The organism is Synechococcus sp. PCC 7502 (assembly GCF_000317085.1).
Lineage (GTDB): Bacteria > Cyanobacteriota > Cyanobacteriia > Pseudanabaenales > Pseudanabaenaceae > PCC-7502.
The window spans coordinates 1,595,513-1,621,619 of the sequence record NC_019702.1 but is presented as its reverse complement, the minus strand read 5'-3'; the positions used below and the strand labels follow the sequence as shown (position 1 = coordinate 1,621,619).

General features: G+C 39.7%; 28 protein-coding genes and 1 pseudogene. 9 read left to right on the top strand and 20 right to left on the bottom strand.

Features of this window, described 5'->3' with window-relative positions; genetic code table 11:
- The first annotated feature begins 38 nt into the window (after positions 1 to 38).
- On the top strand, positions 39 to 920 hold the full coding sequence (locus tag SYN7502_RS07990; RefSeq protein ID WP_015168339.1) for a glycine-rich domain-containing protein: 882 nt from the start codon (positions 39 to 41) through the stop codon (positions 918 to 920).
- A gap of 132 nt (positions 921 to 1,052) precedes the next feature.
- On the opposite strand, the gene SYN7502_RS07985 is transcribed toward SYN7502_RS07990, so the two are convergent.
- Positions 1,053 to 2,132 (bottom strand): ABC transporter ATP-binding protein, encoded by a 1,080-nt coding sequence (locus SYN7502_RS07985; protein WP_015168338.1) that lies wholly within the window; start codon positions 2,130 to 2,132, stop codon positions 1,053 to 1,055.
- 91 nt (positions 2,133 to 2,223) lie between these two features.
- Between SYN7502_RS07985 and SYN7502_RS07980 the strand changes: the two genes are divergently transcribed.
- Together SYN7502_RS07980 and SYN7502_RS07975 are read left to right on the top strand one after the other, a co-directional pair.
- The gene (locus SYN7502_RS07980) at positions 2,224 to 3,927 is read left to right on the top strand and encodes an ABC transporter permease (protein WP_015168337.1); all 1,704 of its coding nucleotides are present in this window, start codon (positions 2,224 to 2,226) and stop codon (positions 3,925 to 3,927) included.
- 26 nt (positions 3,928 to 3,953) lie between these two features.
- Positions 3,954 to 5,684 (top strand): hypothetical protein, encoded by a 1,731-nt coding sequence (locus SYN7502_RS07975; protein ID WP_041429321.1) that lies wholly within the window; start codon positions 3,954 to 3,956, stop codon positions 5,682 to 5,684.
- A gap of 14 nt (positions 5,685 to 5,698) precedes the next feature.
- Here the strand turns inward: SYN7502_RS07975 and SYN7502_RS07970 are convergent, their stop codons facing one another.
- Entirely contained in the window at positions 5,699 to 6,556 is an 858-nt protein-coding gene (locus tag SYN7502_RS07970) for a class I SAM-dependent methyltransferase (protein ID WP_015168335.1), read from the bottom strand.
- Between the two features lie 276 nt (positions 6,557 to 6,832).
- Between SYN7502_RS07970 and SYN7502_RS07965 the strand changes: the two genes are divergently transcribed.
- From SYN7502_RS07965 to SYN7502_RS07955, 3 genes are all read left to right on the top strand, one after another.
- Positions 6,833 to 8,425, top strand: a complete 1,593-nt coding sequence (locus tag SYN7502_RS07965) for an NAD(P)H-quinone oxidoreductase subunit 4 (protein ID WP_015168334.1) — start codon at positions 6,833 to 6,835, stop codon at positions 8,423 to 8,425.
- 275 nt (positions 8,426 to 8,700) lie between these two features.
- A complete protein-coding gene (locus tag SYN7502_RS07960) occupies positions 8,701 to 9,744 on the top strand; it encodes a PRC-barrel domain-containing protein (protein ID WP_015168333.1) in 1,044 nt (347 codons plus the stop codon).
- A gap of 264 nt (positions 9,745 to 10,008) precedes the next feature.
- Entirely contained in the window at positions 10,009 to 11,151 is a 1,143-nt protein-coding gene (locus SYN7502_RS07955) for a glycosyltransferase (protein WP_015168332.1), read from the top strand.
- Positions 11,152 to 11,165: 14 nt separating this feature from the next.
- Here the strand turns inward: SYN7502_RS07955 and SYN7502_RS07950 are convergent, their stop codons facing one another.
- From SYN7502_RS07950 to SYN7502_RS07905, 10 genes are all read right to left on the bottom strand, one after another.
- A complete protein-coding gene (locus SYN7502_RS07950; RefSeq protein WP_015168331.1) occupies positions 11,166 to 11,795 on the bottom strand; it encodes a hypothetical protein in 630 nt (209 codons plus the stop codon).
- A gap of 2 nt (positions 11,796 to 11,797) precedes the next feature.
- Entirely contained in the window at positions 11,798 to 12,550 is a 753-nt protein-coding gene (locus SYN7502_RS07945) for a M15 family metallopeptidase (RefSeq protein WP_015168330.1), read from the bottom strand.
- Positions 12,551 to 12,557: 7 nt separating this feature from the next.
- A complete protein-coding gene (locus SYN7502_RS07940; RefSeq protein WP_015168329.1) occupies positions 12,558 to 13,049 on the bottom strand; it encodes a CGLD27 family protein in 492 nt (163 codons plus the stop codon).
- A gap of 106 nt (positions 13,050 to 13,155) precedes the next feature.
- A complete protein-coding gene (locus SYN7502_RS07935) occupies positions 13,156 to 13,683 on the bottom strand; it encodes a phosphate-starvation-inducible PsiE family protein (protein ID WP_015168328.1) in 528 nt (175 codons plus the stop codon).
- A 197-nt stretch (positions 13,684 to 13,880) separates the two neighbouring features.
- Positions 13,881 to 14,429 (bottom strand): hypothetical protein, encoded by a 549-nt coding sequence (locus tag SYN7502_RS07930; protein WP_015168327.1) that lies wholly within the window; start codon positions 14,427 to 14,429, stop codon positions 13,881 to 13,883.
- Positions 14,430 to 14,457: 28 nt separating this feature from the next.
- On the bottom strand, positions 14,458 to 14,901 hold the full coding sequence (locus tag SYN7502_RS07925; RefSeq protein ID WP_015168326.1) for a T3SS (YopN, CesT) and YbjN peptide-binding chaperone 1: 444 nt from the start codon (positions 14,899 to 14,901) through the stop codon (positions 14,458 to 14,460).
- A 185-nt stretch (positions 14,902 to 15,086) separates the two neighbouring features.
- The gene (locus SYN7502_RS07920) at positions 15,087 to 15,683 is read right to left on the bottom strand and encodes a PFE-CTERM domain-containing protein (RefSeq protein ID WP_015168325.1); all 597 of its coding nucleotides are present in this window, start codon (positions 15,681 to 15,683) and stop codon (positions 15,087 to 15,089) included.
- Positions 15,684 to 15,795: 112 nt separating this feature from the next.
- On the bottom strand, positions 15,796 to 16,902 hold the full coding sequence (wecB, locus tag SYN7502_RS07915) for a non-hydrolyzing UDP-N-acetylglucosamine 2-epimerase (RefSeq protein ID WP_015168324.1): 1,107 nt from the start codon (positions 16,900 to 16,902) through the stop codon (positions 15,796 to 15,798).
- Between the two features lie 63 nt (positions 16,903 to 16,965).
- Positions 16,966 to 17,544, bottom strand: coding sequence for an NUDIX hydrolase (locus tag SYN7502_RS07910; RefSeq protein ID WP_015168323.1), 579 nt, complete (start codon positions 17,542 to 17,544; stop codon positions 16,966 to 16,968).
- Between the two features lie 11 nt (positions 17,545 to 17,555).
- Positions 17,556 to 18,116 carry a Uma2 family endonuclease gene (locus SYN7502_RS07905; protein WP_015168322.1) on the bottom strand — a complete coding sequence of 187 codons (561 nt, stop codon included), beginning with the start codon at positions 18,114 to 18,116 and terminating at the stop codon, positions 17,556 to 17,558.
- Positions 18,117 to 18,267: 151 nt separating this feature from the next.
- Here SYN7502_RS07905 and SYN7502_RS07900 point away from each other — a divergent pair.
- Positions 18,268 to 19,096 (top strand): IS5 family transposase gene (locus SYN7502_RS07900; protein ID WP_144050186.1). Its coding sequence is split into 2 segments (ribosomal slippage): positions 18,268 to 18,653 and positions 18,652 to 19,096, totalling 831 coding nucleotides; the frame shifts between segments, so codons are not numbered across the junction.
- On the opposite strand, the gene SYN7502_RS07895 is transcribed toward SYN7502_RS07900, so the two are convergent.
- The 5 genes and pseudogenes from SYN7502_RS07895 to SYN7502_RS07885 form a co-directional block, all read right to left on the bottom strand.
- The gene (locus SYN7502_RS07895) at positions 19,085 to 19,636 is read right to left on the bottom strand and encodes a hypothetical protein (protein ID WP_051023598.1); all 552 of its coding nucleotides are present in this window, start codon (positions 19,634 to 19,636) and stop codon (positions 19,085 to 19,087) included. The genes SYN7502_RS07900 and SYN7502_RS07895 overlap by 12 nt on opposite strands.
- Positions 19,579 to 19,869 carry a hypothetical protein gene (locus SYN7502_RS18245; protein WP_051023597.1) on the bottom strand — a complete coding sequence of 97 codons (291 nt, stop codon included), beginning with the start codon at positions 19,867 to 19,869 and terminating at the stop codon, positions 19,579 to 19,581. Before SYN7502_RS18245 ends, SYN7502_RS07895 begins: the two co-directional genes overlap by 58 nt.
- A 57-nt stretch (positions 19,870 to 19,926) precedes the next feature.
- A pseudogene (locus SYN7502_RS21385) lies at positions 19,927 to 20,301 on the bottom strand (IS1 family transposase).
- 191 nt (positions 20,302 to 20,492) lie between these two features.
- The gene (locus SYN7502_RS21380) at positions 20,493 to 20,612 is read right to left on the bottom strand and encodes an IS1 family transposase (protein WP_371257815.1); all 120 of its coding nucleotides are present in this window, start codon (positions 20,610 to 20,612) and stop codon (positions 20,493 to 20,495) included.
- 80 nt (positions 20,613 to 20,692) lie between these two features.
- Complete coding sequence (locus SYN7502_RS07885) at positions 20,693 to 21,706, bottom strand: methyltransferase (RefSeq protein WP_015168321.1); 1,014 nt, start codon at positions 21,704 to 21,706, stop codon at positions 20,693 to 20,695.
- A 196-nt stretch (positions 21,707 to 21,902) separates the two neighbouring features.
- Between SYN7502_RS07885 and SYN7502_RS19700 the strand changes: the two genes are divergently transcribed.
- A complete protein-coding gene (locus SYN7502_RS19700) occupies positions 21,903 to 22,064 on the top strand; it encodes a hypothetical protein (protein WP_015168320.1) in 162 nt (53 codons plus the stop codon).
- A gap of 121 nt (positions 22,065 to 22,185) precedes the next feature.
- Here SYN7502_RS19700 and SYN7502_RS20540 read toward each other — a convergent pair whose 3' ends face one another.
- Positions 22,186 to 22,347, bottom strand: coding sequence for a hypothetical protein (locus SYN7502_RS20540; RefSeq protein WP_210391336.1), 162 nt, complete (start codon positions 22,345 to 22,347; stop codon positions 22,186 to 22,188).
- A 334-nt stretch (positions 22,348 to 22,681) separates the two neighbouring features.
- Between SYN7502_RS20540 and SYN7502_RS07880 the strand changes: the two genes are divergently transcribed.
- Positions 22,682 to 23,782, top strand: coding sequence for a hypothetical protein (locus tag SYN7502_RS07880; protein WP_015168319.1), 1,101 nt, complete (start codon positions 22,682 to 22,684; stop codon positions 23,780 to 23,782).
- Between the two features lie 200 nt (positions 23,783 to 23,982).
- Here the strand turns inward: SYN7502_RS07880 and SYN7502_RS07875 are convergent, their stop codons facing one another.
- Positions 23,983 to 24,303 carry a DMT family transporter gene (locus SYN7502_RS07875; RefSeq protein ID WP_015168318.1) on the bottom strand — a complete coding sequence of 107 codons (321 nt, stop codon included), beginning with the start codon at positions 24,301 to 24,303 and terminating at the stop codon, positions 23,983 to 23,985.
- A gap of 11 nt (positions 24,304 to 24,314) precedes the next feature.
- Entirely contained in the window at positions 24,315 to 26,030 is a 1,716-nt protein-coding gene (locus SYN7502_RS07870; protein ID WP_015168317.1) for a diflavin flavoprotein, read from the bottom strand.
- Positions 26,031 to 26,107: the final 77 nt, after the last annotated feature.

The window sequence follows — 26,107 nt, the reverse complement described above, 5'->3', positions numbered from 1 at the left end:
AAATTCAGAGTAAAGTTTCTTCAAGTTAAATGAAAAAGATGGTGAACTCTGAAGGGTTGGCTAACACGGGTGTTCAAATGATGAATGCTGAGGAAACAAAGTTGTATGAGCGAATTCAAGCATTTTCATTAGATAAACCAGATGTTCAGTTGTCCTTTAGCAAAAGACTTGCAAGGGATAATGGTTGGTCATTACAGTATGCTCGGCAGGCTATTGAGGAGTACAAGAAGTTTGCTTTTTTGGCTATAGCATCGGGGCATCCAGTTACGCCTTCAGACCAAGTAGACCAAGTTTGGCATCTACACTTGACCTATACGCGATCGTATTGGGAAGAGTTCTGTTCGCAGGTTTTGCAAACATCGTTGCATCATGATCCAACTCTTGGCGGAGAGGCAGAAAATCAAAAATTTGATGATTGGTACAGTAGAACTCTGGAGAGCTACGAACGATTTTTTGGAGTAAAACCTCCAGCAGAGATTTGGTCAGCACCCAAAGATCGATTTGGACGCGATTTATATTTTGTACGAATTAACACTCAACAGAATTGGATCTTGTCAAAGTTGCAAGTTCAAAAAAAGGTAACCATTAGTATTGCTATTCTTTTTACTTTGATATTAAGTGTTTTTTACATAAGCAATTCTGAAAATAATATCAACCCATTGGCAGGGGCTTTAATCGTCGTTTTTTGTATTGCAACAGCATTTGGATTTATTCAATTTCTTTTAGGAATAGGAAGTCTTATGAAAAATCTTTCATTTCGTCCTACCATCGGAGTTTTTGGTGGCAGTGGTTGTGGCTCTCCTAGCTGTGGAGGGTGGAATAGTGGATGGGGCGATTCTAGTGGACATAGTTCTGGTGATTCTGGTGATAGTGGCTGCGGTGGTGGAGGTTGTGGAGGTTGTGGAGCTTGTGGAGGTTGATCGGAGTGAAGCAAGCCCACTAGTGCTTAAGCGCAACCCTCAAATGTCAAATTTTCTGAAAATGAACAACGAGTGTTCAGTACTTTCCGCCCTATTTTTTTACTTAAAAAGCAATTATGAGCAGAGGTGCCCTTAAGAATATGCAAAGGTTTTCAAACCCTGCGATCGCACTGATAACTTGACCCTAGCCCCAATGGGAATATGTTTAGAACTGCGGGCAAAAATATCCTGTCCTGAAGCAGTTCGCACACAGTAAATTAATTCTCGTCCCACAAATAGGCGATCGCGAATAGTTAAATGGTTGGATGATGGCATTTCTGCTAAAACTTCTTCTAGGACTATATCCTCTTGGCGAATCATAATTACCCCGTCTTGATATGGATTTGGGGACTCTTGATTTTGATCATTTTGTGCAGCGATGGCAAAGGTACCGATTTCTGTTTTCCAAATATCACCGTGACGCTGGGCGGAGAGAAAATTCGCTTGGGTCACAAATTCGGCGACAAATCTGGAAGCTGGTTCTTGATAAATGCGTTCAGGACTATCCAATTGTTCTAGTCTGCCATTTTTTATCACCGCCACCTGATCGGAAATTGCCATTGCCTCTTCTTGATCATGGGTAACAATAATTGTGGATATACCAGCAGTTTTGAGAATATCTCGTAATTCCTGACGCAGACGTAACCGAGTTTGGGCATCTAAATTACTTAAGGGTTCATCTAGCAAAATTAAAGCTGGATTGGGAGCGATCGCTCTGGCTAAGGCTACTCGTTGTTGTTGTCCCCCAGATAATTGATCGGGATAGCGGCGACCTAAACCTTCAAGGCGCACCATTTCTAATACCTGTTGAATGCGTTTTTGTTTATGGGGATGGCGACGCAAACCAAAGGCAATATTCTCATGCACAGTCAAATGGGGGAACAGAGCATAATCTTGGAAGACCATACCCACATTTCTCAGTTCAGGTGACATTAAATAATTATTACTTGCAACTAGGCGATCGCTAATGTAAATATTGCCAGTTTGGGGTTGTTCAAATCCAGCTATTAGACGCAGTAGAGTGGTTTTACCACAGCCCGATGGACCTAAAATACTTAAAATATCACCCAGATTTAAGGTTAGGGAAATACCATCTACCACCAAATTTTGATTAAAGGATTTTGAGAGGCTTTCTAATCTTAAAATTGGCTGGAAAATGGGGACTGAGGTCATGAAAACGCAGATATTTTACTTAATTAATAATTTGAGCTAGCTTCACCATATTACAATAGCTTTTGCAATTAATTCTCACTATGATTTACTAATGTCAATTTCGCCAAGCTGGAATCCTCAAGACTTGATCCGTTTGATAATTCGTCGAATAATTAGCCAGATTAATCCCTGGGCTTTTACGGTGATATGTGTAAGTGGTTTAGTTCTTATCCCGATTATTTGCGTGATTGGGGCTGGCTCAAGTAACTCTGTGGAAATATGGCAACATCTTGTCTCTACGGTTTTGCCGCTATACATTACCAATTCCTTGGTATTAATGCTGGGCGTGGGGGTAGGCGTTTTAGGCTTGGGGGTGAGTACAGCATGGCTAGTGACAATGTGTCGATTTTGGGGTGATCGCTGGCTAGAAGTTTTACTACTATTACCTTTGGCTGCTCCTGCCTATCTATTGGCATATGTTTATACTGAATTTTTGGCATACTATGGTCCCGTCCAAGGTGGATTAAGGCAGATATTTGGTTGGGAAAGTGCTTCGGATTACTGGTTTCCCAATGTGCGATCGCTGGCGGGGGCAATTATCCTTTTGGTTTTGGTGTTATATCCCTATGTTTATCTGATCGTACGGGCGGCATTTTTAGAACAGTCAGCCTGTAGTTTAGAAGCTAGCCGCAGTTTAGGCTGTAATCCTTGGCAGAGTTTCTGGCGGGTTGGACTACCCTTAGCTCGTCCTGCGGTGATGGCGGGATTGGCACTGGCATTAATGGAAACCCTTAACGATTTTGGTACAGTTGAATTTTTTGGGGTGCAGACTTTTACCACGGGGATATATCGAACTTGGTTTGGTCTAGGAGATAAAAATGCGGCATCCCAATTGGCAACGGTATTAATGCTATTTATTTTGGGCTTAATTTTCGTAGAGCTATACTCACGCCGACGGGCACGATATTTTTCCGTGAATCGATCTGGAAATATTTCTAAAAGTAAATATCAACTTTCGGGATTCAGAGCAGTGATCGCCATATTGATTTGTTTAATTCCTATTGTGTTTGGGTTTCTATTACCCGTGGGGCTATTACTAAAGATGACCCTCACTGCGGGCAGTACGATAATAAATGAAAGTTTTTGGCAGGTTTTCACAAATAGTATAGTCCTAGCGGTCATTACCGCCGCTTTAGGTGTTGTGCTAGCAGTGATCCTCGCCTATGGGAAAAGATTAAACCCTCACAATTGGCTCATTGGTTTTCCTGTGCGAGTAGCAGCTATGGGCTATGCGATCCCCGGCTCAGTCATTGCGGTGGGAATTTTAGTATCTATGGGTACAGTGGATAATGCCATTGATAGCTGGATGCGTCAATATTTCCAAGTTTCCACGGGCTTATTAATTAGTGGCACGATCGCCGCCTTGATTTTTGCTTATTTAGTCAGGTTTTTGGCAGTTTCATTTAATACGGTCGAAGCTAGTTTGGGAAAAATCAAACCCCACCTTGATGATGCCGCCCATAGTCTAGGCTCTAATTCCACTGACACTTTGCTAAGAGTTCATACTCCCATTATATCGGGTGGGCTAATTACGGCGATTATGTTAGTTTTTGTGGATGTGATGAAAGAACTACCCGCTACCTTAGTAATCCGCCCCTTTAACTTTGACACTTTAGCTGTGCGAGTTTATCAATATGCCTCCGATGAAAGATTAATTGAGGCTGCTGCCCCTGCGATCGCGATCGTATTAGTCGGATTGCTACCAGTGGTTTTACTGAGTTGGCAAATTACAAAAGAAGAAAATAAATCTAATTGAAATTTGTAAAGGCAGATATGAAGTTTATGTTCCTAAAACAAAAAACAACACTGTTAATAAATTTCTTGAACTTTCGAGATTTTCAAGAAGAGGATAAACGGTTTAATTGGATATCTTTTTTAGGTGATCTAGTCATAATAACCCTAAGTACAGCACTTCAATGTATCTGGACTTCAGTATTTATTTCCCAATCCGTTGGATTTTTAAATACATTACCCACATTTGTGTTTTTAGGAATTTCATACTATTTTGCTAAAACTGCAACTAATTATCGATTTGATCTAACTAATCAACAAAAATTTTCGTATACAATATTTTTTTTAGGATTTATACTAACTTTACGTTTGCCAGCCACAATTTCTCGAAATTTGGAAGGTCTGAATTGGTGGATATATTTGATGTTAATTGCAATCGCATTTAGTAACTTAGTAAATTATTTTAGAGAAAGAAAAGAAATTAGACTTTTTTTAATTACAGTTTTAATAGTTTTATTTAATGCTTGTACTCATATTTCCCTAAATTCACCCTATACATATGGGTTTAGAGTCATCAATCATCGCACTTCTGACTTTTTAATAACCGTTGATAACAATACAACATGGGAATGTCCATACGCTGATTCTAAGATCGCTGTAAGCTGTGATATGCGACATTTTATTGCTTCAGAAAAAATATTTACTGAACCAGATTACAAGCCAACATTTTCAGTTTTATTACAACGTTTTTTCTATGGCTATATTAGTTCTTTAATCGGAATAGGAAATAATAGATGGATTGCCAGTTTTACAATTAATCTTTGGTTATGGCTATTTGCTTGTGTTGCTCTTTACAAGACTTGTATTAATCTTAATTTATCTTCAAAGGTAGCAAGAATTTCGATGCTTTGTTGTGCCACTAGTTTTGGATTTACCTACTTTGTAGGACAACCTTCGCCTCATGTTGCTTCATATGCCTTTGCCTCAATTACAATTTGGGCAACTTTAGAAATATTAAATAGTTTTAACTATTACAAAACTGCTTTATTTATCTTAATAATCGCTTCAGGTAGCCTGTTTTATGAAACCTATCCTCTCACCTTAGCTTGTTTTATCCCACTTTTTATTTATAAAAAAAGACTGATTGCTTTCTTAATTATTTTTCTGCAATTTTTATTAGGATATGCTTGGCGAAATATCTGGTTAGACAAAATTTTAGGCACAGTAGGCGATATTAATAGCTTAAGTAATGGCTCTAGAATTTTAGTTTATAATCTTGAATCGTGGATCAAAATTCTAGGTAGTTTGGATATTAGTTCTGGGTTAAATTTTATAATAAGAGGCATACAAGCATATATTTATGGCAGTTTTATTGTCGGTTTTATTGCCCTATTTTTATACATTATTCACCTATTTATAAAGCGAAAGCAGACGAAAATAGGTGAAAATGATTACTACGAAATTAGTTCTTTTGATCAAGTAGATAAAAATAAACTATTCCTAATGATCGCCTTACTAACAAGCGCATTATTTATCTTGTCTATGATTTTTGTAGCTCCTCAGACCAAGTTATTTAGCATAGGTAACATTCAACCTCGACTCTCCTTTGCTGTTTACACAGTCAATACTATAGCGATCTCAATCATAGCAAGTTCATTGCTCAAGCAATATGCCTATTCTTTAGTATTCCTAACATTTATATTTGCTAATGTAGACTTAACGGGTCTAGCTTCTATATCCATGTTTTTTGACTATGGAGTGCTGGGAAAGTATTGGAAATAATCCTCAACATAATCTTAGTTTGGCTTCTGTCCCCATGCTTCAAATTCACCAATATTAAATGGTAAAACCATATCTGTAATTTTTAGAATTTTTAGAGTTTTTAATACTTGGGAAAATAAAATAGGTTGATAAAAACGCAGGCGATCGCACACATAGCCGATACTCATATAACTAACTGTAGGTTTTGATTGAATATTAACAAAGCCACTTTTCTCTAATGCTAACTTCATATTAGATTGGGAAAAATAAGTTAGATGCTCATTGGGTTTATAGTGATACCACATAGCTCCTAATATCTTTGTCAGTAGTCCATGTAGATCAGGCGTTATAAGCAATATCTGACCACCTGGTTTTAATAAGTGATAGGCATTTTGGAGGTGGGCGATCGGATTGGCAATATGCTCGATCACATCTTGGAGCAGAATCAGATCAAAACTATTTGCCGTAAATGGATGATTAGTTAAATCCCCTTCCAATATTGATAGTCCTCGTTTTTGGGCAAAATCAACTGCAAACTGAGAAACATCAATTCCCACCACATCCGTCCATCCTAGATTTTTAGCTTGAATGAGGCAATCTCCGAGGGCACAACCGACATCAAGTAATTTCCCCTTATTCCCTAGTTTGGCTTGAGCTAGATTTAAACGATAGGTAAAGGTTTTACTATTTAGAATCATTCCATCAAGATAGTTACTATATCCACCCTTGAGAGATGCGCTCCTGTAGTAGTTTTCACCATAGATACCTGTAATATCTGGGCTAGCATCCCAACAGGTATGACATTCTAGGCATTTTAGAAGTTTGTAGTTTTTTGTAACCCACTTATCCGTAAAGTTTGGAGATTGGCAGACTGGGCAAGAATGTACGTTCATTGGGTTTATTGGTAGTACTAAGAAGAATTAAACCACTAAGCACGAGTAGTAACTAGTTATAGGTTTACATTTTGAACCGTCGAGAGAAATTGATTTTTTTGTTAAGAACCATATTTTTGTCTTTAGTCGTCACAAGATAGAGTTTATAGTGGTCTTAGCCTATGGCGATCTCAGAATTACTTAGATACTTCAAGTTAAACTATTCTAAAAAATAAAGTCTAGAAAAACACTAGAAAAATCATAGGTTAATCATCTCCTTAGCTATTGAAACCAACCATGCTCGATCTTCAAAATTTTCCTTGGCTTACCTTTATCATTCTATTCCCAGTGATTATGGCTCTGCTGATTCCTTTTATTCCAGATCAGGGGGATGGTAAAAAGATTCGATGGTATGCCCTAGTTGTGGGATTAATTAACTTCACCGCCATAGTCTATGCCTTCTGCACTGGTTATGATTTTGCTAAACCCGACCTACAACTAGTCGAAAGCTACACTTGGGTACCGCAATTAGGTCTAAATTGGTCAGTGGGAGCTGATGGGCTATCTATGCCCTTGATCTTGCTTACAGGTTTTATTTCCACTTTGGCGATTTTGGCATCTTGGCCCGTTACCCTAAAGCCGAGGTTATTTTATTTTTTAATGTTGGCAATGTACGGCGGACAAATTGGTGTATTCGCTGTGCAGGATATGCTCCTATTTTTCTTTATGTGGGAGCTAGAACTAATTCCTGTTTATTTATTGCTTTCGATTTGGGGTGGAAAGAAACGCTTGTATGCCGCCACTAAGTTTATTCTCTATACAGCGGGCGGTTCCCTATTTATTCTCTTGGCTGCCCTAGCAATGGCATTTTATGGCGATAATGTCACCTTTGACATGCGATCGCTCGCCATTAAAGACTATCCTCTAACTTTCCAACTATTGGCATACGGTGGATTTTTAATTGCCTACGGGGTGAAGCTACCTATATTTCCGCTCCATACTTGGTTACCCGATGCCCACGGCGAAGCGACTGCCCCTGTCCACATGTTACTAGCAGGAATCTTACTCAAAATGGGTGGCTATGCTCTACTGCGGATGAATGCGGGAATGCTGCCCGATGCCCATGCCTACTTTGCCCCAATTTTAGTGATTTTAGGTATTGTTAATATTATCTATGCTGCCCTTACTTCCTTTGCCCAACGCAGCCTAAAGCGCAAAATTGCCTACTCCTCTATTTCCCACATGGGGTTTGTGTTAATTGGGATCGCATCATTTACTAACCTTGGGACTAGTGGTGCAATTTTACAGATGATCTCCCACGGCTTAATTGGTGCCAGTTTATTCTTTTTAGTTGGAGCTACCTACGATCGCACCCACACCCTGATTTTGGATGAAATGGGTGGAGTTGGACAGAAAATGCCGAAAATTTTTGCCATGTTTACAGCTTGCTCCCTTGCTTCTTTAGCATTGCCGGGGATGAGTGGTTTTGTCGCCGAAGTCATGGTATTCGTTGGTTTTGCCACCAGTGATGCCTACAGCGATACTTTTAAGCTTGTTACAGTCATTTTAGCAGCAGTCGGTGTGATCCTTACTCCCGTTTATTTACTATCTATGCTGCGGGAAATATTCTATGGAGTCGAGAATAAAGAGCTAACTAGCCATGAGGAACTGGTGGATGCTGAACCTCGTGAAGTATTTATTATTGCCTGCTTGCTCATCCCAATTATTGGCATTGGTTTATATCCCAAGCTGATTACTCAAGTTTATGATTCTACTTCCCAAAGTCTAGTTGCTACTCTGCGTAATGCCTTGCCTAGTTTGGCTAAAGCCTCAAATCCTACGGTCGGACTCAATTTAGCAACTCCTAAAACTGCGCCTGTCCTTGAGTAGCATTTCTCCTTTCCCATTGTAAGGATTATAGTATCGGGGGTGGGGGGACTGAGCCTCAAACTCCCGTTTATCAGCACTTTATAAATTTGAGTGGGTAACTTCTAGTGTGTTTATTAGGAGAGAAATTAATTAAATCTTTACAAATCTTAATCATGTAGCATAGTCTTAACATCACGATTTATCCCAAATTCAAAATTGATCTTTATGGTCTCTGCTAAAATCTATCTATTCCTTTGATTCCTTTGACTGGGAAATCTCTAGATTTATTAAAAGATATGATCACATCTGATTCAATCCTTCAACGCGCTGCAATTCTTGGCACTCAAGTTATCAGTAAATCCTCAGCAAAACGATTAGGTATCGTCACGCAAATTTGGCTGGATGTTGATCAAAGAAGAGTAATGGGGTTAAGCGTAGCTGAAAGATTTTTACCTGGTACTGCCATTGGAATTGGTGAAGATTTTTATATGTCCTTAGAGAGAGTATCTCTGTTGGGAGAAGACGCCATCCTTGTCGATGATGAAGATGTACTCGAAGACTTAGTTGCTAGCGATCGCTATACAAATCTCATGGGTAATGAAGTCGTTACTGAGTCGGGCGAACTACTGGGTAAAGTTAGAGACTTTAAATTTGATCCAGCTACGGGTGATTTATTTTATTTAATTCTTTCCGCTATGGGTAATCCCCTGATTCCTGCGGTTTTAGTTAGTACCTACGAACTGGATGTCAATGAAATTATTGCCGTAGGTCGCGATCGCATTATTGTTACTGAAGGCATGGAAGAGCGATTGACTCAATTAACCAAAGGGGTACTAGAGCGACTAGGTTTAGGTAAGCCACCTTGGGAACAGGAGTTTGAAGATGAGTATTTACCCCCAGCTTCGGTATCGGGTAATGCCCTCGGTAGTGGACTAAGGGGTGGCAATGTGTATAGACCACAGCGATCGCCAGAAAGACCTGTATATAGACGGGAAGAAGCTTGGGATGATGACGATAATTGGGCAGATGAAAGAACTCCCGTGCAGCCTGCGCGTCGCCAATCTAGAGTACAGCCAGTGCGAGATGTCCGCCCAGATGTGCGTCAAAGTGATATTCGCCAGAGTATAGACGAAGACTATGATGACTATGACGAAGATGATAACTGGAGTAATCGCCAAAGTCGTTCCATCCCGCAACAGCCCAGACGCTCTGCAAACATTCAACCTAAGCCCCAAAACCTAGACCCCTACGAAGACGATGTTGAAGATGACGTTAAGGATGTGTGGGCAGAAGAACCTAAAAAAATCAGACAAAGACAAGAGGAAATTGAAGAAATCTAGATTTTTCCCTTCTATCAGTACTTTATTCAGTACTTTATAAGTTTGGGTATGTAAGTTCTATTGTGGTTTTTGATTAAGGTCGGGAAAAAAGGGTGGCAGCACTAACACCTAACTTATTTTTAGTATTTTCTCTCTGCCACATTTAACTGAAAATTGCAATATATCACTAGATTTTTAGTAGAACAAATTACATAAATTTAGTAAACCAGATTACATAATATGGCATGATTAGATTCCAAAGATACCTTGTGTTTTTGGATTTCAATGCGAAAAGTAGCTATTTTTACAGAAACCTTCCTACCTAAAGTTGATGGAATTGTCACACGTCTCAAGCATACCGTTGCCGAGTTAGTAAAATTAGGTGATGAGGTAATAGTTTTTGCTCCCGATGGTGGGATCACTGAATATGCTGGTGCCAAGGTCTATGGAGTCTCTGGGTTTCCCCTGCCTTTATACCCAGAGCTAAAGGTGGCACTACCTCGACCCTCTATTGGCTATGAAATTGAGCAGTTTGCCCCTGATATAGTCCATGTTGTTAATCCTGTGGTTCTAGGTTTAGCAGGGCTATTTTTTGCTAAATCCATGAACTTACCCTTACTTGCCTCCTACCATACCCATCTACCTCAATATCTTCAGCACTACGGACTGGGTTTTTTGGAAAGTACCATGTGGGAGTTGCTAAAAACTGCCCATAATAATGCGGGTTTAAATCTTTGTACTTCTAATGCGATGGTTGCAGAACTGCGATCGCACGGCATTGAACGGGTGGATTTATGGCAAAAAGGTGTGGATACGGATAGATTTCATCCTAGGTTTAAAAGTGGGAAAATGCGATCGCACCTCAGTCAAGGACATGAAGACTGCACATTAATGCTGTATGTGGGCAGGTTGTCTGCGGAAAAGGAAATTACCCAAATTCTGCCAGTGCTAGAAGCAATCCCTAACAGTCGCTTGGCTTTGGTTGGCGATGGTCCCTATCGGGCGGAACTAGAAAAAATCTTTGCAGGAACTAAAACCCACTTTGTTGGTTATTTACAGGGGGAAGAGCTTGCCGCTGCGTTTGCCTCCAGTGATGTGTTTATGTTTCCTTCGCGCACTGAAACCCTAGGGCTGGTTCTCTTAGAAGCGATGGCAGCAGGTTGTCCCGTCGTCGCCGCAAATTCTGGGGGAATTCCCGATATTGTCACCGATGGCGTGAATGGTTATCTATTTGATTCCCAAGCTCAAGATAGTTTATTAAGGGCAACCCAAAGATTATTAGCAAACCCTCAGGACTTACTCCGTCAAAATGCCCGTGCCGAGGCTGAAAAATGGGGATGGACTAATGCCACACGGCAATTACAGGGATATTACGACCAAGTGATCACTGCCAATAAAGCATCTACTCTAGTAGGTACTGCTCGTTAAATTAAAAGCTCAAATTAAAGCTCTCGTATGGCTAGGGCATCAATTACTTGATAACATGCTTCTACTGGTGCTTCCTCCTGCATTTTGCCCACTAAAGCTGCAAAAGCTTCCTTATTAGCTCTAATTAAATTCCTTGCCCTGACCTTTGCCCATCGTTCTTCTAGTCCGGGATTGGGAGTGTGGGCGATCGCTGCCCGTAGTTTTAATAAATCATCATCACCACCATTAGCATTCTGGTACAAGTATTCCTCTGCCGCAATCCCCGCCATCCAAATTGTGCAGTAGCGTTCTAGGGTATTTAAACCAACAGTGGAGTTATCCACCTCTACCCCCGCTTGAGGCTTGAGCTTATAGCCCACAACTTTTATGCCTAAGAGATGGGCAACTAGAAAATGTCCTGCTTCATGGTACAAAATTCTGGCTTGTTTCTCTTTATGGTTGGGGAACTTAGATTCAATCCAGCTAATAATTGCGGCACCGCCTTTACCTTCTTGGTACGCATTATCTAAAGCATAGATTGCTAAACAAAAGACAGTTATACCTGTGGGAATAAAAGGGGAAATTCCTGTAAGTGGGCTTGTGAGTGCTGTCATCGTAATTGTAAAAATTGCGATCGCCAATAAATTAACAGCAGTTTCACCCATGACTAGTTGGTATGTTTATAAAAGGTACTAAGACTTTGATCATCGCCCACAAATCGCCAGTGCCAAGGCTCGTACATTACCCCTTGGGAATTATTTTCAGGGAATGACAACTCAAAACTATACTTAGACGCATTTTTTTGGAGCCATCTAAAAGCATCTGTCCGATTGAAAGCGGGATTGAGAATGGTACTAGGCGTGTTGCGATCGCCAATATCAATGGCATAACCTGTGTGGTGTTCACTGTGACCGGGAGGCGCACTAACTTTGGCGCGTTGGGCGGGTGTTTGATTACGCTCACGACTAATTTCAAAAAATAATTGGCGTTGATCTTCAATACTGCGAAATCCGGAAATTGCCATAAGTTCTATCCCACTAGCCTTGGCATCGGACACCATTTGTCTATACTTTTCCGCAGCAGCATGACGCAGCTTAATTTCATGACCATCGGGGGCGATCGCTACCACTTCCAAGCTATCTAATGGTGCCTCGGTATAGGCAAAATGCCCTAGAAGTTTGTTATCAGTGGGAGTGGGAACTGCGTTAGGGATAGGCGTAACCTCAACAATTGGTATCGGCTCAGATTGAGGTGATTTAATATTTAAAACTATGGTGGAGATAACTACCGCCGCGATCGCCACAAAAATTACCAGAAAAATTAGGAATATAATTCTGCCCCACTTATTTTTAACCCGCTTGGGAGGAGGAGAAATATGATTAACTCGCCGCGCAATCGGCACATCTTTGGGAGAGGGCATAACCAACCTAGTAAAGCAGCACCTGTAATATAGCAATTTGCATCCCTAATAGAGCGATCGTACTCACTAGGGTTAACTTAATTTTATTGACTATGGGTTGGACTTCGTAATTTACCACCAAACGATCCTTAAGCAATTCTGATTCTGGCTTTTCCCAACTTTGACCATCGTACCAGCCCGACTCCTCATAGAGTACTTTTGTACTTTGGAGCCGATTTTTCACATATCTCCACCCCAACAACATTTGCACTAAAGGCAGAAATAGCCCCACCGTTGCCCCGATCGCTCCTAAACATAAAAACTCTGGTAAATGCCGACTTGGGGAAAAACTGACTGCGGAAATAGGTGCCGAGACGATCCACCAGCCTGCCCAAATTAGAATTAACACCCTAATATACGCTCCAATATTTAAGGTAGCCCAACGAAATACAAAGGCTTCTTTCAAAGCTAAATATTCATTTAGGGGTTGCTGTTCATTGGGGACAGGGCAATTAGTCATAATTACTTTAGAAGACTGATGAAAACTTACTAAAGTTTAACTTATTGACATCCTTAGACTCGCTTAATCAGCCGTTAATCAGTAACTAATCAGTATTCAAGTAGATTTATTTGTTTATTTTGTTTGGTAATTCATTTGGCAAGTTGTTATGTAGGTTATATGCCTGAGCAATGCGAGTTTCAGGATCGATCCCCTCAAAAGTCGGCGGTATCCAGACCCTAACCACAAGTAAAACTGCAAGTACCAAAAGAAAACTACCAGTGACAAGAATTTGTACCCAAGGAGTTTCTAATACCCCTCTGACAATGATTTCCCTCAATACTGAAACGATCGAGACCTCAACAGCTACCCCGATGGAAACCCGATGTTCTTGTAAATAAATGATTAATAATCTAAATAACTCCACCAATATCAATACAAATAAAATATCCGCTGTGATGACATGAAACTGAAAATTTGAGGGCGACAATAGTGAGGTAAACATTTCCTTAAGCTGAAGTACCATTACGCCGAATAAACCAATACATAAAGAAATCACGATCAGGTCTTGTACAGTTTCCAAAGCTCGAACCACAAAATTACGTTCGATCCAAGCGATTGGCTGACCTGAAATTTGATTAGGGGTTTTTTGCATTGTGTTCTCCTGCTTGAGCTTATATCGATGGCAAGTGCTATAACTTCTTGGAATTTTTTATTAAGTTTATCTTATGTTTTATCTGTCTCAATATTAGAATTTATTATGATAAGCATTAAATTCTCAAGTCCCTATATTCCTGTCTAAAATTTTCTTGCTTTTCTAGATTTAACTTGCTTTTCTAGATTTAAATAGATTTAGCATTTTGGAGGTTTTCGCTCTGGTAAATCCTTGAGCTTCTTACCATTTACAGCATAAATATTATCTTCATAGGAGTCGGCATAGGGAGTTAGGGATTGAGTAATAGGAATTGCTCCATAGCCGCATCTATTAGTTTTTAAGGTTTTAGTTTCAGATTTAATAATTTTAACCAATTGAGTCTCTAGCGGCTTAAGCCCAGCCAATACAAATCTAGTAACTGAGGTTTTATAGCTGCGATCAGACCTAACAGAGTCCTTTGTGCATACTCGGCTCGACTCTAGGGTAAATTTAGCAGGCGTAAATATCTGGTTTGCCACCAAAACCAAAGCGGGAATAGTCGTTGACTCAAAACTGACTTCACCACAGGAATCGGCTACTAGTTTACGAAAAGTGATGCGTTGAACTGTGATCTCAACTTTAGCCTTGGGTTTAAGGTCTGTAATATAAATTTTATCCTCTGTGCGAAATATTGCGGCGATCGCTCCCTGATTAATCCCGCCCAAATTAGCCAATAGGAGTAAAGCTAAGAAATTTAAACTTCTCATTAGTAGCTTCTCTCTACAGCCTATTTAATTAAGCTAGGCGATCGCTTGCTCGTTTACCGCCCCAAGTCTCAATAATGCGATCATCGTAATCATCGGCAACTTTTAAAACTGCATTAACTGAAGTTTCTAATTCATTTTTATCACAGGAAGAGCCAACCAAACTAGCTTGAAATCTAATATCTCCATCTTTATCCAAGCTAAAAGCCCCGAATTGAAGGTCAAAGTTCTGCTCTAATAAAAATCGCATTAATTCTGGCGTAATATCTGCTCCAGTTACCACATACGACCATGCCGAAATTACCGATTCAGTTTCACCCCAAGGTAAGACCTCGATCATGGCAGTTGCTGAACCCACAGGTACAATGAAAATAGGAAGATTGCTAGGGGGAATATATTGATCTTTACAAATATCAGCAACCCAAGGTTCTATTTTGTCATAGCAAATTTGCTGGGCAGAGGTTTTAAATTTCATAACTTAACCTGTAACTCACCTGTTAACTAAAAATTACTTGGAACATCTCAAAAATCTTCCACATCAGAATAGCTTTATTTAAAAATGTTTACCATTACCATTACTTAACCTTGGGAATTTTAGTTACAACAAATTGAGATCAGCCCTGCCACAACTAAAAATGCAAAAACATTAAGGTGAGGAATCTAGCCCTGCAACTCTTTACGGGTAGCTTTTTTGAGAAGCTTTTTAGTAGCGAATAATCCACCCACAGCCACCAAGCCAATGGCGGGAGAAAATTCAAAGGGAACTGCGGTGCTACTTTGACTAAAGGAACTAATAGTACCTGAACCAGTCACAAATGGAGTTAATCCTTCAGTTGTAATATCAAATGTTACTGGACCACCAGAGGTTAAACCATTAAAATCAGTGGTGAATTTCAAAGTTATATCGTCAGTTAGATCACCAGGTGTACCAGCGCCAGCTATTAAAAAGTTGGCAACAAAATTATCAAATAGTGGTGTTGCGGTAAAAGTACTATCAACAGTTTTAATCGTACCCGATATAGGCTGTAAAGGGAAGAAAACAACAGCAGAAGTAGTTCCAGTATTCGTGGTAGTGCTATAGGTGAAATTAAGAGTCCCGGCTTCGACATTTTGAACATTGTCAGGAGGTGGAAGAAACAGAGTCGTTACATTAAATGAATTGTAGCTAAATGACCCTGAAATTTGAACAGCTTGAGCAGCTGTGGCGGAGAGGAAGATAGTGCTACAGGTAGCGAGACTGAGTGCTAGAGTTTTCATGATTTTTCCCGTTGAGTGGTTACTTTAAAGATGTAGCATAAGAAAATGATTCTTAATGTTTCATTAAGTACATTGTCATAAAGTGTATAAGTTAAGCTGGGAAGTGTATAAGTTAAGCTAGGAATTCCTTGAGGCTTTTTAAAATTCTCTCACTTGCCTGTCCATCACCAAAAGGATTAGATTTGCTTGCCATAGAATTATACAAATCAGAGCTTTCCAGAATTTCTGTGGTTGCTTTCACTATACCTGTGGTTTCTACCCCGACTAATTTGGCAGTACCTGCGGCGATCGCTTCGGGACGTTCGGTATTATCCCGAAGCACAAGTACAGGTTTACCCAGACTAGGCGCTTCTTCTTGAATGCCGCCAGAGTCACTCATAATTAAATAACAACGCTGCATTGCTCCGACTAATTCGGCATAATTTAACGGCTCAGTCAGAAAAATTCGAGGATGATTACCTAATAATGCCCTGAGTGGTTCTCGCACAGTGGGATTAAGGTGTAAAGGCAGAACAAGGGACACATCGGCAAACTTTGCTAATATTTCTAGCCAAGCTTTTGCTATTTGGGTTAATGGTTCTCCCCAATTTTCTCGGCGATGCACGGTAGCAAGGATGACACGGTTTGAAGTCCAATCTAAGTTAGGAATATCACAGGCGGGCGATCGCTTGGAAACATATAAAAGGGCATCAATTACCGTATTTCCTGTGTGATAAATTCCGCCTCGAACTCCATCTCGTTTCAAGTTTTCCACAGCAGCGAGGGTGGGAGCAAAATGTAATTGCGTAATCTGAGAAACTAGGCGGCGATTAGCTTCTTCGGGATAGGGATTAAATAGGTCATCGGTGCGTAAACCTGCTTCCACATGACCAATGGGAATCCGATGATAAAAAGCAGCAAGGGCAGCAGCAAAGGCGGTAGTAGTATCTCCTTGAACCAAGACTAGATCGGGATGAATTTCTTGAAATACTTGCTCTAAGCCTTCGAGGGTGCCGCAGGTAATTTGGGTTAAGGTCTGTTTGGGCTTCATGATCTCTAGGTTGCGATCGCTTTGGAGATCAAATAAATCCATAACCTGAGCTACCATTTCCTTGTGCTGTCCAGTCAAAATTACGGTGGTTTTAAATTCTGGACGTAGAGCCTGAATGACGGGAGCAAGTTTAATGGCTTCGGGACGGGTTCCCAAAATAACGCAAATGTGAACCTGACTAAAATCCATATTTATTTAAATTATTGGGAGTTATGGGCTTTCCAGTATCTAATTTATTTCGGTATCTAAATTTTAGAGGTTATCAAGATATTTAAGTGCTAGATAAAAGCCTGTAATTGACTTGGCATCTAAACTGGTACCAATATCTCCAGAATTAATTAACTGCTCTAATTCATGGCGATCGCAAAGTACAACTTCGATTTCTTCATCTTCATCGGCAGCGGGGGGATGTGTCAATTTTTCTAAATCCTGAGCTAAATAGGCATGGATCACTTCATCGGAATAGCCCGGACACAGGAAAAAAGAACCAAGTTTTTGCCAAGTATGACCACGGAAACCTGTTTCTTCTTCTAGCTCTCGTTTGATCGTGTCGGCGGGGTCTTCGTTGGGTTCAAGGGTACCTGCGGGGAATTCAAGGATGTAGCGGGAAATAGCAAACCGATATTGTTTAACCAACACAAATTTAGCATCCGCAGTAATCGGAATAGCAATACCTGCCCCTGGATGCTGGATGTATTCATAGTCGCCAATTTTGCCATTGGGTAGTTTTAAGCGATCGACCCGATATGTATATTTTCGTCCTTGATATTTGAGCCGATTTAACAGTACCTCAGAGTCGATAATGGCACCAATGGGGGGTAATTCATGCATGAAGTTAATTTCTACCAAATTGTAGTTAAGTCTAATATAAATTCAGGCAGTATTGTTTCTCCACTAACTTCTGTCGGATTTTTCAATACTTCCACAGCTTGACCAAGGCGGTATATTTCCACTTCTCGATCTTCGGGATTAATCAACCACCCCAAAGGCACGCCATTCTCTTGATATTCGAGCATTTTTTCTTGAAGAGTTTTTAGGTGATCTGTTTTAGACCAAAGCTCAATCACAAAATCTGGAACTACAGACGGAAAGGCAACTTTAGGAGAAAGAGCAGTTAATTTTGCCTTAGAAATCCAAGTGACATCAGGCGATCGCACTGCCCCAGACAGAAGAGTAAAACCTCCAGAAGTGTCAAACGCCTCGCCAAGCTTGTCTTGTTGATTCCAAAGATAAACTTGAGAGCTTAAACTTAAATTTCGTTTAGAACTTTCCCAGCTTGCGGGTGCCATGATAATTAATTCTCCTGTACTTGTTAGCTCTAGGCGCAGATCAGGGTTTGTTTGGCAGAGATGCTCAAATTGCGTGCGACCAACGTGAAGAATGGCATCACTCACATTTAGCATTAATTGTTGGGGCTAGGATTGAGCTAAGACCATATTAGATAAGTCCTTAAGCAATATTGGTCTATAAATTGATTTATTGTGAAATTACTTAGTAAATAGTAGACCTCTTGCGAAACTATTAGAAAAGTATAAAATTTAGGAAAACCAGTTAATGCTTTACATTGAATTAAGTAAAAAGCCATTAGAAGAGTTCAATAGGTATTGTGGAGTTCAAAAAGATACATTTATAAAAATGGTGAAAATAGTTACTAAAGCTAAACGGGGCAGTGCAGGAGTGCGGGCAAAACTATCAATACCAGACCAAATATTACTAACATTAGATTATCACAGAGAATATCGAACACTATTTCACATTGGAGGAGACTTTGGCATCAGTGAATCAGCAGTTTGTCGCACAGTGAAAAGAATTGAAAATATGTTGATAGAATCAGGAGAGTTTTCCTTGCCATCCCAACGAAAATTACAGCAAAATAACACAGAGATAAAAACAGTAGCAATAGATGTAGTTGAGGTAGAAATTGAACGTCCAAAAAAAACAAAAAGGTTATTACAACTGGAAACAAAAGTACCATACGTTAAAAGCACAAGTAGTAATTAACATAGATACTAAAGAAATAATTTGTACCGATTTCGATAAAGGGAAAAAGCATGACCTTAAATTATTCAAAAAAAGTAGAATGTATATCAGTAAAGATATTGAGTTAATTGCTGATAAAGGATATCAACGGATAAAGAAGCTTCATAAAAATAGTAAAACCCCAGATAAAAAGCCAAGGGGTAAAGACTTAACAAAAGAACAAAAGCAATCTAATCGAACTTTAGCTAGGGAGAGAATTGCTATTGAACATACTTTTAGGAAACTAAAAATATTTAGAATATTATCTGGAAGGTATCGCAATCGAAGACAACATTTTGGGCTAAGGTTTAATTTGATTACTGGTACCTATAATTATGAGCTGAAATTAAAACTATCTTCTTAAATACACAAGCAAGAGGTCTAGTTTTTTAAGTTCTTTCAATTTATTAGTATCAATTCCACAATCTAGTTCCAAAAGTGGATTTAAGCTCGTCCATTTGGTTTTATAGGCATTAAATATTGAATCAGTAGTCTGATCAGGATCGATTTTACCAAGGCCTCCGATTTTGTAAGTATGTAGATAGTTAAGACGCTCAAAAATTTGATCCCTAGTAGCTTTCTTAATACTTACTTTTTTCGGTGGCTCAGGGATAACTAACTCTACAGGAGGTACAACATAAAAGACCTTTTTGAGTGGTTCTAACTTCGCTTGTGTAGTAAATCCACATTTAAGTTTGATTATGGGGCTAAGGTCTTTCCAAGTTTCTCTATCAGCTTCCTCAATTTTATTAGTTGCTGTAATTACAGTTGTATCTGGAATTCCTAAAAACCTTAACCCAGACTCAATTGCGCTTCGGGAGGCTGTAGAAAGATTTATTTTGGGAGTTATATCTTTTGAGAGAATTTTAGCCTGTTCAATATTTTTGGGATCTGGATCGCCCACGCTTTCTCTAAATTTGCCCTAAGCATCACCGCATATACAAACGGATTGCTAATCAGCTTATATTTACTCCCAACCTCTTGAACTATCAGAGGAATCCAAATGCGTCCATTTGCATTCTTTACAGCTTCGACTGCTGCCTCCAGAATAAACTCAGATTCAGTAAATTCTATTTCCGATTCAATTTTTTCTAATGGCAAATACATTAATTGACCGATGTTATCAAAGTTACTCATGTAAGAAATACTCCTTGGCTAAAGTGGTAGTGTTACAAAGTTGTTGAACAGATTAAATTAGAGAAGAATAGAAAACTCATACCGATTAATAAATAGATCGATTACAATATCGTGCATCAGAATCAACTTAGAGAAACAAATAGTCTTTCTCGCCAATCGTTTAATTCGAGTTCTCAAAGTTAAATGTTTACGCTCAATTTTCTGAGTATATACTTTGCTAACTACATGAGTAGTCGGGTCGAGGATGCGTTCATAGCCACCCCAAGCATCTGTGAAGAATCGAGTGATACCGAAAGGAGCCATATAGATTGATCAACGAAACCAAAGCATGATCTTGGTGAGGTGCTAATACGCTAGAACTTTACCTGTGTCATGATCAATAGCGTGCCATAGCCATCTTTGCTGTTTTTTACTGCCAACAAAACTCCACATCTAGTTTGTTCGTGTCCAGTTGCTCTAATAGTGGGTAGTTAACTGGTTCTATGTCAATAGCATTTTCTTTAATTCGCTAATTACCGTTGTGGGACTGATACCTAACCCCCTTCCTATGTCTCGTATTCCACTTGCCATATCTACTATTTTTTCTTTGACACTTGGCAAGTAACCTTTGTTGGTGTAATCGATTATGAATGGGTGCATTCTACATTTCGGCAAATATATCGCTTTTTTCCTGTGGCACTATGTCCATGACGGTAAATATCTGTCTGTCCACAAGTTGGGCATCTGATTGCTTCTGTTACCATCTTTTTTGTCTTTATCTAATTACTCTACTTTATCTCCTCTCAACAACTTTGTAACATTACCGTCTAATCTTTAGTCATTATTACTTAATAGCAATTACCATCGAGTCAGCCCCCACTAGATGGTCTACCCGAGTTGTCGAGAATCCAGCTTCTTTCATCCATGCTGCACAGTCACTACCAGTATAGTCAAAACCGCCGGGTGTCTCAATCAGCATATTCAAACTCATCATCAAGCCAAAGGCATTTTTTGACCGATCATCATCAATAATTGCTTCATACACAATGAATGCCCCACCCACTGGAATTGCCTCGTATGCTTTTTTAATCAACATTTTTTTGGTGGGTAAATCCCAATCATGCAATATATGTCCCATCAACACCACATCGGCTTGAGGAATTTCTTGGGTAAAAAAATCTCCTGCAATAAACTTGAGCCTGTCAGTGACACCATTAATAGCAGCATATTCCTCAAAAATTGGGGCGACTTCAGGTAAATCAAACCCCGCACCTTGAAGATGAGGATGAGCGAGAACAATTTGGACAGCCAGATCGCCTTGAGCCGTACCAACATCTACGAAGGTTTGATAGTTTGCCCAAGGAAAGTTATTGGCTATGGTTATATTGGCACCATGACTAACCCCAGTCATTGCCGCTAGGAACTCTTTTAATCTGGCTGGATCGGCATAGAGGGTTTCAAATAGACCAGTTCCACCATTTTTAGCTTCACTTTGGGGTAAGCCGGTTCGCAGTGCTTCGGTAAGATGTCCCCAAAAGGGGTAAAGCCGATGGTTAGCCATCTCTAAAATTCCACCAATGTAGGAGGGTTTATGGCGATCGAGGAAAATTTCTGTCTCTGGTGTGTTGCTATAAACATCAGCTTTTCTTGTCAAAAAACCAAGTGCGACAAGGCTATCAAGAAAATCTCTAGCTGAGCGAGGGTGTAATCCTAGTCGTCCACTTAGATTATCAAAGGACATTGGGGTTTGTGCTAGTTCAGTAAAAACTCCCAATTCCACAGCACTCAATAAAGTCTTTGATGCCCAAAATGCCATTCCTGTTTGTAGGATTTTTTCGGGACTGAGTTGTTCCTGCATACATTTCTCCTTGTCTAAAATCGGGATCTAGGGTTGGGAAGTAATGTGATCATATTATGTTGAGGAGTCGGATTTAGATATTGTTAAATAATTCAAATATTGATTAAGTTAAGTACTAAATCGGTGCAAATGGATGTGGGAATTAATAGAATGTATAGATAGATACAATCTATTAATTCCTTAAGGAGGCTTGATTATGAAACTCGTCAAAGTTTTATCCAGTGTTATGGAATTTCTGAGCTATGGAGTTCTAAAAGTCTTTAGTCCGCAAAAGGATGACTATCCAGTTGTTGGTGCAATGCCATATACGGGGGAGATTTATAAAGAAAGAGCTAAGCATAAAAAGTTTCATCATTGATTGCCAACTTTTTCTCTGGAATAGGGTTTTAACAAATTAGTGACATCCTGTGTAGAAAGAATGATGCCACTAGATTAAGTGGAAAGAGATTACCGAAATAGTCTTGATTCACTTACTCTAATTAACAGGTATCAGCCACTCCATTTAGTTGATAGATATCTCTTAAATAAATTGCTAGGTTGGGATAATTTTGAAACTGTAATAAACACATCAAATCGAAATAGAGTTGTAAATAAGCAAATATCTGCCAAGGTAAGGGATGGGCGGTAAAATGAGGAATCATAAAGGAGTAACAGTAACATCCGATCTTGGCAATATCTTGGACAGAAGCCAGAAATGACAGCCGAGATTTTCCATTTCGGCTCAGATCGGGTATCAATTGCTAATACTTAGTAATACCAATTCTTTAAGATTTGGCTACACATCTTTCAAAGATAAATAGACTGCAAGATATTGTGTCAGATCATCTGTAGCTTAGTTTCTTGGATTTGGTATTATGCAGTTTCCAGATAAGGGAAAATAATTCATCTGACTGTACTACAGTATAATACAAAAAATGTAAAGTATGTTTTTGTAATCTAGTAATCCAAAAACTTGCCTGTATAGCCAGACCCACTATGGATAACAATTTACTCTTCTACAGATCAATCTCTGATATTCTTCGGCTTTTTGTTGTACGTGAAGTTGAGGGTAGAGTTAACAAGGGTTCAGTCAAAGTAGAAGAACTACCACTTGAGCTCAGAGCTATACAAAGGCAATTGTCGGATGGCAGTATTCAACCCATTGTTGAGATCAACAACGAAATAAATTTAACTTTACAAGTCAAATTTAATCAGGCAGTGCAAGCAGGGGAAGCATTAACTCTCAACAAGATTGATCCAGAGGAATGCCTTATTGTGCCACCCCTATATGATGGGCAACCTGCTGCATACTTCCTTTGCCAAACTTTTCTGCTAGATTATTACATGTTCTTTGATTGTAGAGCGAATCAGTTAGGTCTATCGGAGGAGGAAATTGAAGAACTGAAAAAAGCAACTCTCAATTATCCAATCCTAAAGTATGCAGAAAACAAAGAATTTATAGATATAGTCAATCCACATGAGAAGCTTCAGGTGTTGATAAATAGTAACTGGATTCCTGCACCTGGCTACTACAGACATGCTGCATTATATATTCATCAGAACCAAAATATAGATGATCATTCTTTCTTAGAAATTGTGAATCAAGCTTACAGCGATGATTTTTGGCGGAAAAGGATCGCTTTTTGGCAAGAAACTAGGTTTTTTGAGCATAGAATTCAGTACATAGAAAGAGCCATTAAAGCTCATCTTGAAAAGGATTATATTTGTTCTATCTACGTCTTGGCACCTCAGTTTGAGGGTATTGTGAAAGACTACTTGCGTCTTTGCGGTAAAAATCCGCCAAATGGATACTTAGACTGCGTAAAGCAGCTCAGAAATGTTGTACTTTCAAGAAAAGTAGTTTGCTTTTCTAGGACTATTCTTGATTCAATATTCGATTATCTTGAAGACGGTTCTTTTTGGAAAAAAAGTTGGGAAATCCCTGATTCAACATCTTCAATAAATCGTCATGGCGTGGTGCATGGAGCTTTCACAGGTTTTGAAAGCGAAGTAATTTCTATAAAGTATTTGATACTGTTAGATGCACTATCATTTGTGATTCTCCACGATAGGATGCTAGCTGATGCATCTTGGTAGTAGGGTAACACTTAGAAGCAACTGGCAGGGCTACTGTACAAATTTATAATCTATTGCCTTCCTTCATTATTGGTGGTTTTCGATTCTGCTCTCACTGACAAGTTGGGCTACATAACTATGTATTTAGACAAAAAGTTTCTGGTTAATCAAGCAATAAGGGATATTATGGGATGAAATTCTATCTAAACTAAGCGGTCAGTCTAAGGCTCAGATACGGCATACAACCCGTAAACTCCACCTAGAATTAAAGCGATAAAAAATACTTTTTTGAAATCAAGGGATTCCTGAAAAAGTACCACTGCCAAAAGATTTGTCCCAACTACACCAACCCCTGTCCAGATTGAGTAGGCAATTCCCACAGGAATCTGATTAAGCACCTTTGATAAGCTAGCAACAGAGGCGATCGCACAGGCGGTAGCAATAGCACTGGGGAGAAGTTTAGAATAGCCATCGGTATATTTCAGAGCAATCGCAAAGATTACTTCAAAACCACAGGCAGACACTAGATATAACCAAGCCATAAATAATTAAATTAATAATGTCCACCCGACTTACGGTGATGCACAGCAGTAATCCCATTAGCTTGTAAAACTTTCCCCTGATCGACTACGGCATAAATAATCCAGTGATCCCCCGCTTCCATACGCTGCTCTACTTTACATTCTAGGTATGCTAGGGCATCGGTTAAAATTGGCGATCCGTTCTGTGCGGTTTCGGTCGCCACATCAATAAATCGATCTTCCCCGGGGGCAAACCTTTTCAGGAAATATTTTCGCAATTGTTTACCCTGCTCCAAGATATTTAACACAAAGCGATCACCCAAATGTAGATAGGATTCGATCGCCCGTTCTTTAGCTACAGCAATGGTAAATCCGGGGGGGTTAAAAGTTGCCTGCGCCACCCAAGAGGCAAGCATAGCCGTTCGCACATCTCCTTTTTGTACCGTAGCCACACACAGCGAACCTACAACTCTTCCTACTGCCTGTTCAATGGAGCTACCGGGATTGAGGGTATTTCTAATCTTCTTGGCTGCTTTCAAGGCTTGGGCAAAGTCCGTACCAGTTTCTTCACACATTTGTAAGGTAGTTTCTGTGGGGGCAAATTTAACTCGAATTGGCTCAAATCCCAGACTAAATCCCGCATCTTTGAGTTTGTCAGCAATAATATCCACCGCCTCACCGCTCCAGCCAAAGGAGCCAAATACCCCTGCCAAGGAACCTTTGGGAGCATTTGCTAATACTAAGCCCAAAGCCGTTTGTACTTGAGTAGGTAAATGCCCAGCTAGGGTTGGAGAACCAATCATAAAGCCTGATGATTTTTCGATCGCTGCCTTAATTTCCTCTGGAGTAGCGGATTCGCAATTAATTAGTTCCACTGCCACATTTGCCTTTGTAATCCCACGGGCGATCGCTTGTCCTAGAATCGTTGTATTCCCATAGGCAGAGGCATAGATTAAAGCCACAGAGATATTTTTTTGCTTTTGCGCTTCAGCCCACTGGCGATAGGAAATTAGGAGTTGACTAAGTCCATACTTCAACATGGTGCCATGACCAGGTGCATAAAAACTGACCGTAAATTCTGCCAACTTATCCATAATGCTTTCGAGCTGGCGGGTCTGGTTTGCCAATACACAGTCAAAGTAATAGCGGCGATCTTCTAATAACGCTGACCAACCTTCATCAAATAGTTGATCCCCGCAGATATGAGCACCAAATAGTTTACCTGTATATAAAACTTGAGTCTTTTGATCAAAGGTACAAAGCCCATCCGGATACCTAGGCGTAGAAGTAGTCACAAACTGTAGAGTATGACCTTTACCCAGTTCTAAAATTTCATCACCCCGCACAGTTGTTAGTTTGAGTGCTGACACTGCATCGGATTTTTCCAGAATATTTCTAATGGCGATCGCCCCTGGATTGCTACAGATAAAGGTGATATTGGGGTTCAGAGCTACTAGGGCTTTAACTGTTTCTATACGGTTGGGATTTATATGCCCTAAAATTACATAGTCAATTTGCTCAATGGGCAACCGATTTTGAAGTTGCTCAAGGAAAATCTCCGTAAATGTTGCGCCTGGTGGATCGATTAAAGCTGTTTTTTCACCCTGAATTAAAAAGGAATTAGCTGTTGTGCCCCGTTCTAGGGCATATTCCACCTCAAACCTAAGTCGATTCCAACTACGACACCTTAAAGCTAAAGTCTCAGCAGCGATCGGTAATATCTGGACATCTCGGGGTGGGGTTCGCATAATTTGAGTCCTTATTAATTTAATTTTTAATTTAAATTGGATTTAATTCAATTCTAAAGTTTAATTCCAGAAAAAAG

Bases quoted from the DNA above. Each gene is read 5' to 3' on its own strand.
- SYN7502_RS07875 (WP_015168318.1), bottom strand. From the start codon at position 24,303: ATGGCTTGGTTATATCTAGTGTCTGCCTGTGGTTTTGAAGTAATCTTT.
- SYN7502_RS20540 (WP_210391336.1), bottom strand. From the start codon at position 22,347: ATGATTCCTCATTTTACCGCCCATCCCTTACCTTGGCAGATATTTGCT.
- SYN7502_RS07960 (WP_015168333.1), top strand. From the start codon at position 8,701: ATGATCACATCTGATTCAATCCTTCAACGCGCTGCAATTCTTGGCACT.
- SYN7502_RS21380 (WP_371257815.1), bottom strand. From the start codon at position 20,612: ATGGTAACAGAAGCAATCAGATGCCCAACTTGTGGACAGACAGATATT.
- SYN7502_RS07975 (WP_041429321.1), top strand. From the start codon at position 3,954: ATGTTCCTAAAACAAAAAACAACACTGTTAATAAATTTCTTGAACTTT.
- SYN7502_RS07970 (WP_015168335.1), bottom strand. From the start codon at position 6,556: ATGAACGTACATTCTTGCCCAGTCTGCCAATCTCCAAACTTTACGGAT.
- SYN7502_RS07985 (WP_015168338.1), bottom strand. From the start codon at position 2,132: ATGACCTCAGTCCCCATTTTCCAGCCAATTTTAAGATTAGAAAGCCTC.
- SYN7502_RS07880 (WP_015168319.1), top strand. From the start codon at position 22,682: ATGGATAACAATTTACTCTTCTACAGATCAATCTCTGATATTCTTCGG.
- SYN7502_RS07980 (WP_015168337.1), top strand. From the start codon at position 2,224: ATGTCAATTTCGCCAAGCTGGAATCCTCAAGACTTGATCCGTTTGATA.
- SYN7502_RS18245 (WP_051023597.1), bottom strand. From the start codon at position 19,869: ATGAGTAACTTTGATAACATCGGTCAATTAATGTATTTGCCATTAGAA.
- SYN7502_RS07905 (WP_015168322.1), bottom strand. From the start codon at position 18,116: ATGCTAAATGTGAGTGATGCCATTCTTCACGTTGGTCGCACGCAATTT.
- SYN7502_RS07990 (WP_015168339.1), top strand. From the start codon at position 39: ATGGTGAACTCTGAAGGGTTGGCTAACACGGGTGTTCAAATGATGAAT.
- SYN7502_RS07930 (WP_015168327.1), bottom strand. From the start codon at position 14,429: ATGAGAAGTTTAAATTTCTTAGCTTTACTCCTATTGGCTAATTTGGGC.
- SYN7502_RS19700 (WP_015168320.1), top strand. From the start codon at position 21,903: ATGAAACTCGTCAAAGTTTTATCCAGTGTTATGGAATTTCTGAGCTAT.
- SYN7502_RS07935 (WP_015168328.1), bottom strand. From the start codon at position 13,683: ATGCAAAAAACCCCTAATCAAATTTCAGGTCAGCCAATCGCTTGGATC.
- SYN7502_RS07920 (WP_015168325.1), bottom strand. From the start codon at position 15,683: ATGAAAACTCTAGCACTCAGTCTCGCTACCTGTAGCACTATCTTCCTC.
- SYN7502_RS07885 (WP_015168321.1), bottom strand. From the start codon at position 21,706: ATGCAGGAACAACTCAGTCCCGAAAAAATCCTACAAACAGGAATGGCA.
- SYN7502_RS07965 (WP_015168334.1), top strand. From the start codon at position 6,833: ATGCTCGATCTTCAAAATTTTCCTTGGCTTACCTTTATCATTCTATTC.
- SYN7502_RS07870 (WP_015168317.1), bottom strand. From the start codon at position 26,030: ATGCGAACCCCACCCCGAGATGTCCAGATATTACCGATCGCTGCTGAG.
- SYN7502_RS07945 (WP_015168330.1), bottom strand. From the start codon at position 12,550: ATGCCCTCTCCCAAAGATGTGCCGATTGCGCGGCGAGTTAATCATATT.
- SYN7502_RS07955 (WP_015168332.1), top strand. From the start codon at position 10,009: ATGCGAAAAGTAGCTATTTTTACAGAAACCTTCCTACCTAAAGTTGAT.
- SYN7502_RS07950 (WP_015168331.1), bottom strand. From the start codon at position 11,795: ATGGGTGAAACTGCTGTTAATTTATTGGCGATCGCAATTTTTACAATT.
- SYN7502_RS07925 (WP_015168326.1), bottom strand. From the start codon at position 14,901: ATGAAATTTAAAACCTCTGCCCAGCAAATTTGCTATGACAAAATAGAA.
- SYN7502_RS07940 (WP_015168329.1), bottom strand. From the start codon at position 13,049: ATGACTAATTGCCCTGTCCCCAATGAACAGCAACCCCTAAATGAATAT.
- wecB (WP_015168324.1), bottom strand. From the start codon at position 16,902: ATGGATTTTAGTCAGGTTCACATTTGCGTTATTTTGGGAACCCGTCCC.
- SYN7502_RS07910 (WP_015168323.1), bottom strand. From the start codon at position 17,544: ATGCATGAATTACCCCCCATTGGTGCCATTATCGACTCTGAGGTACTG.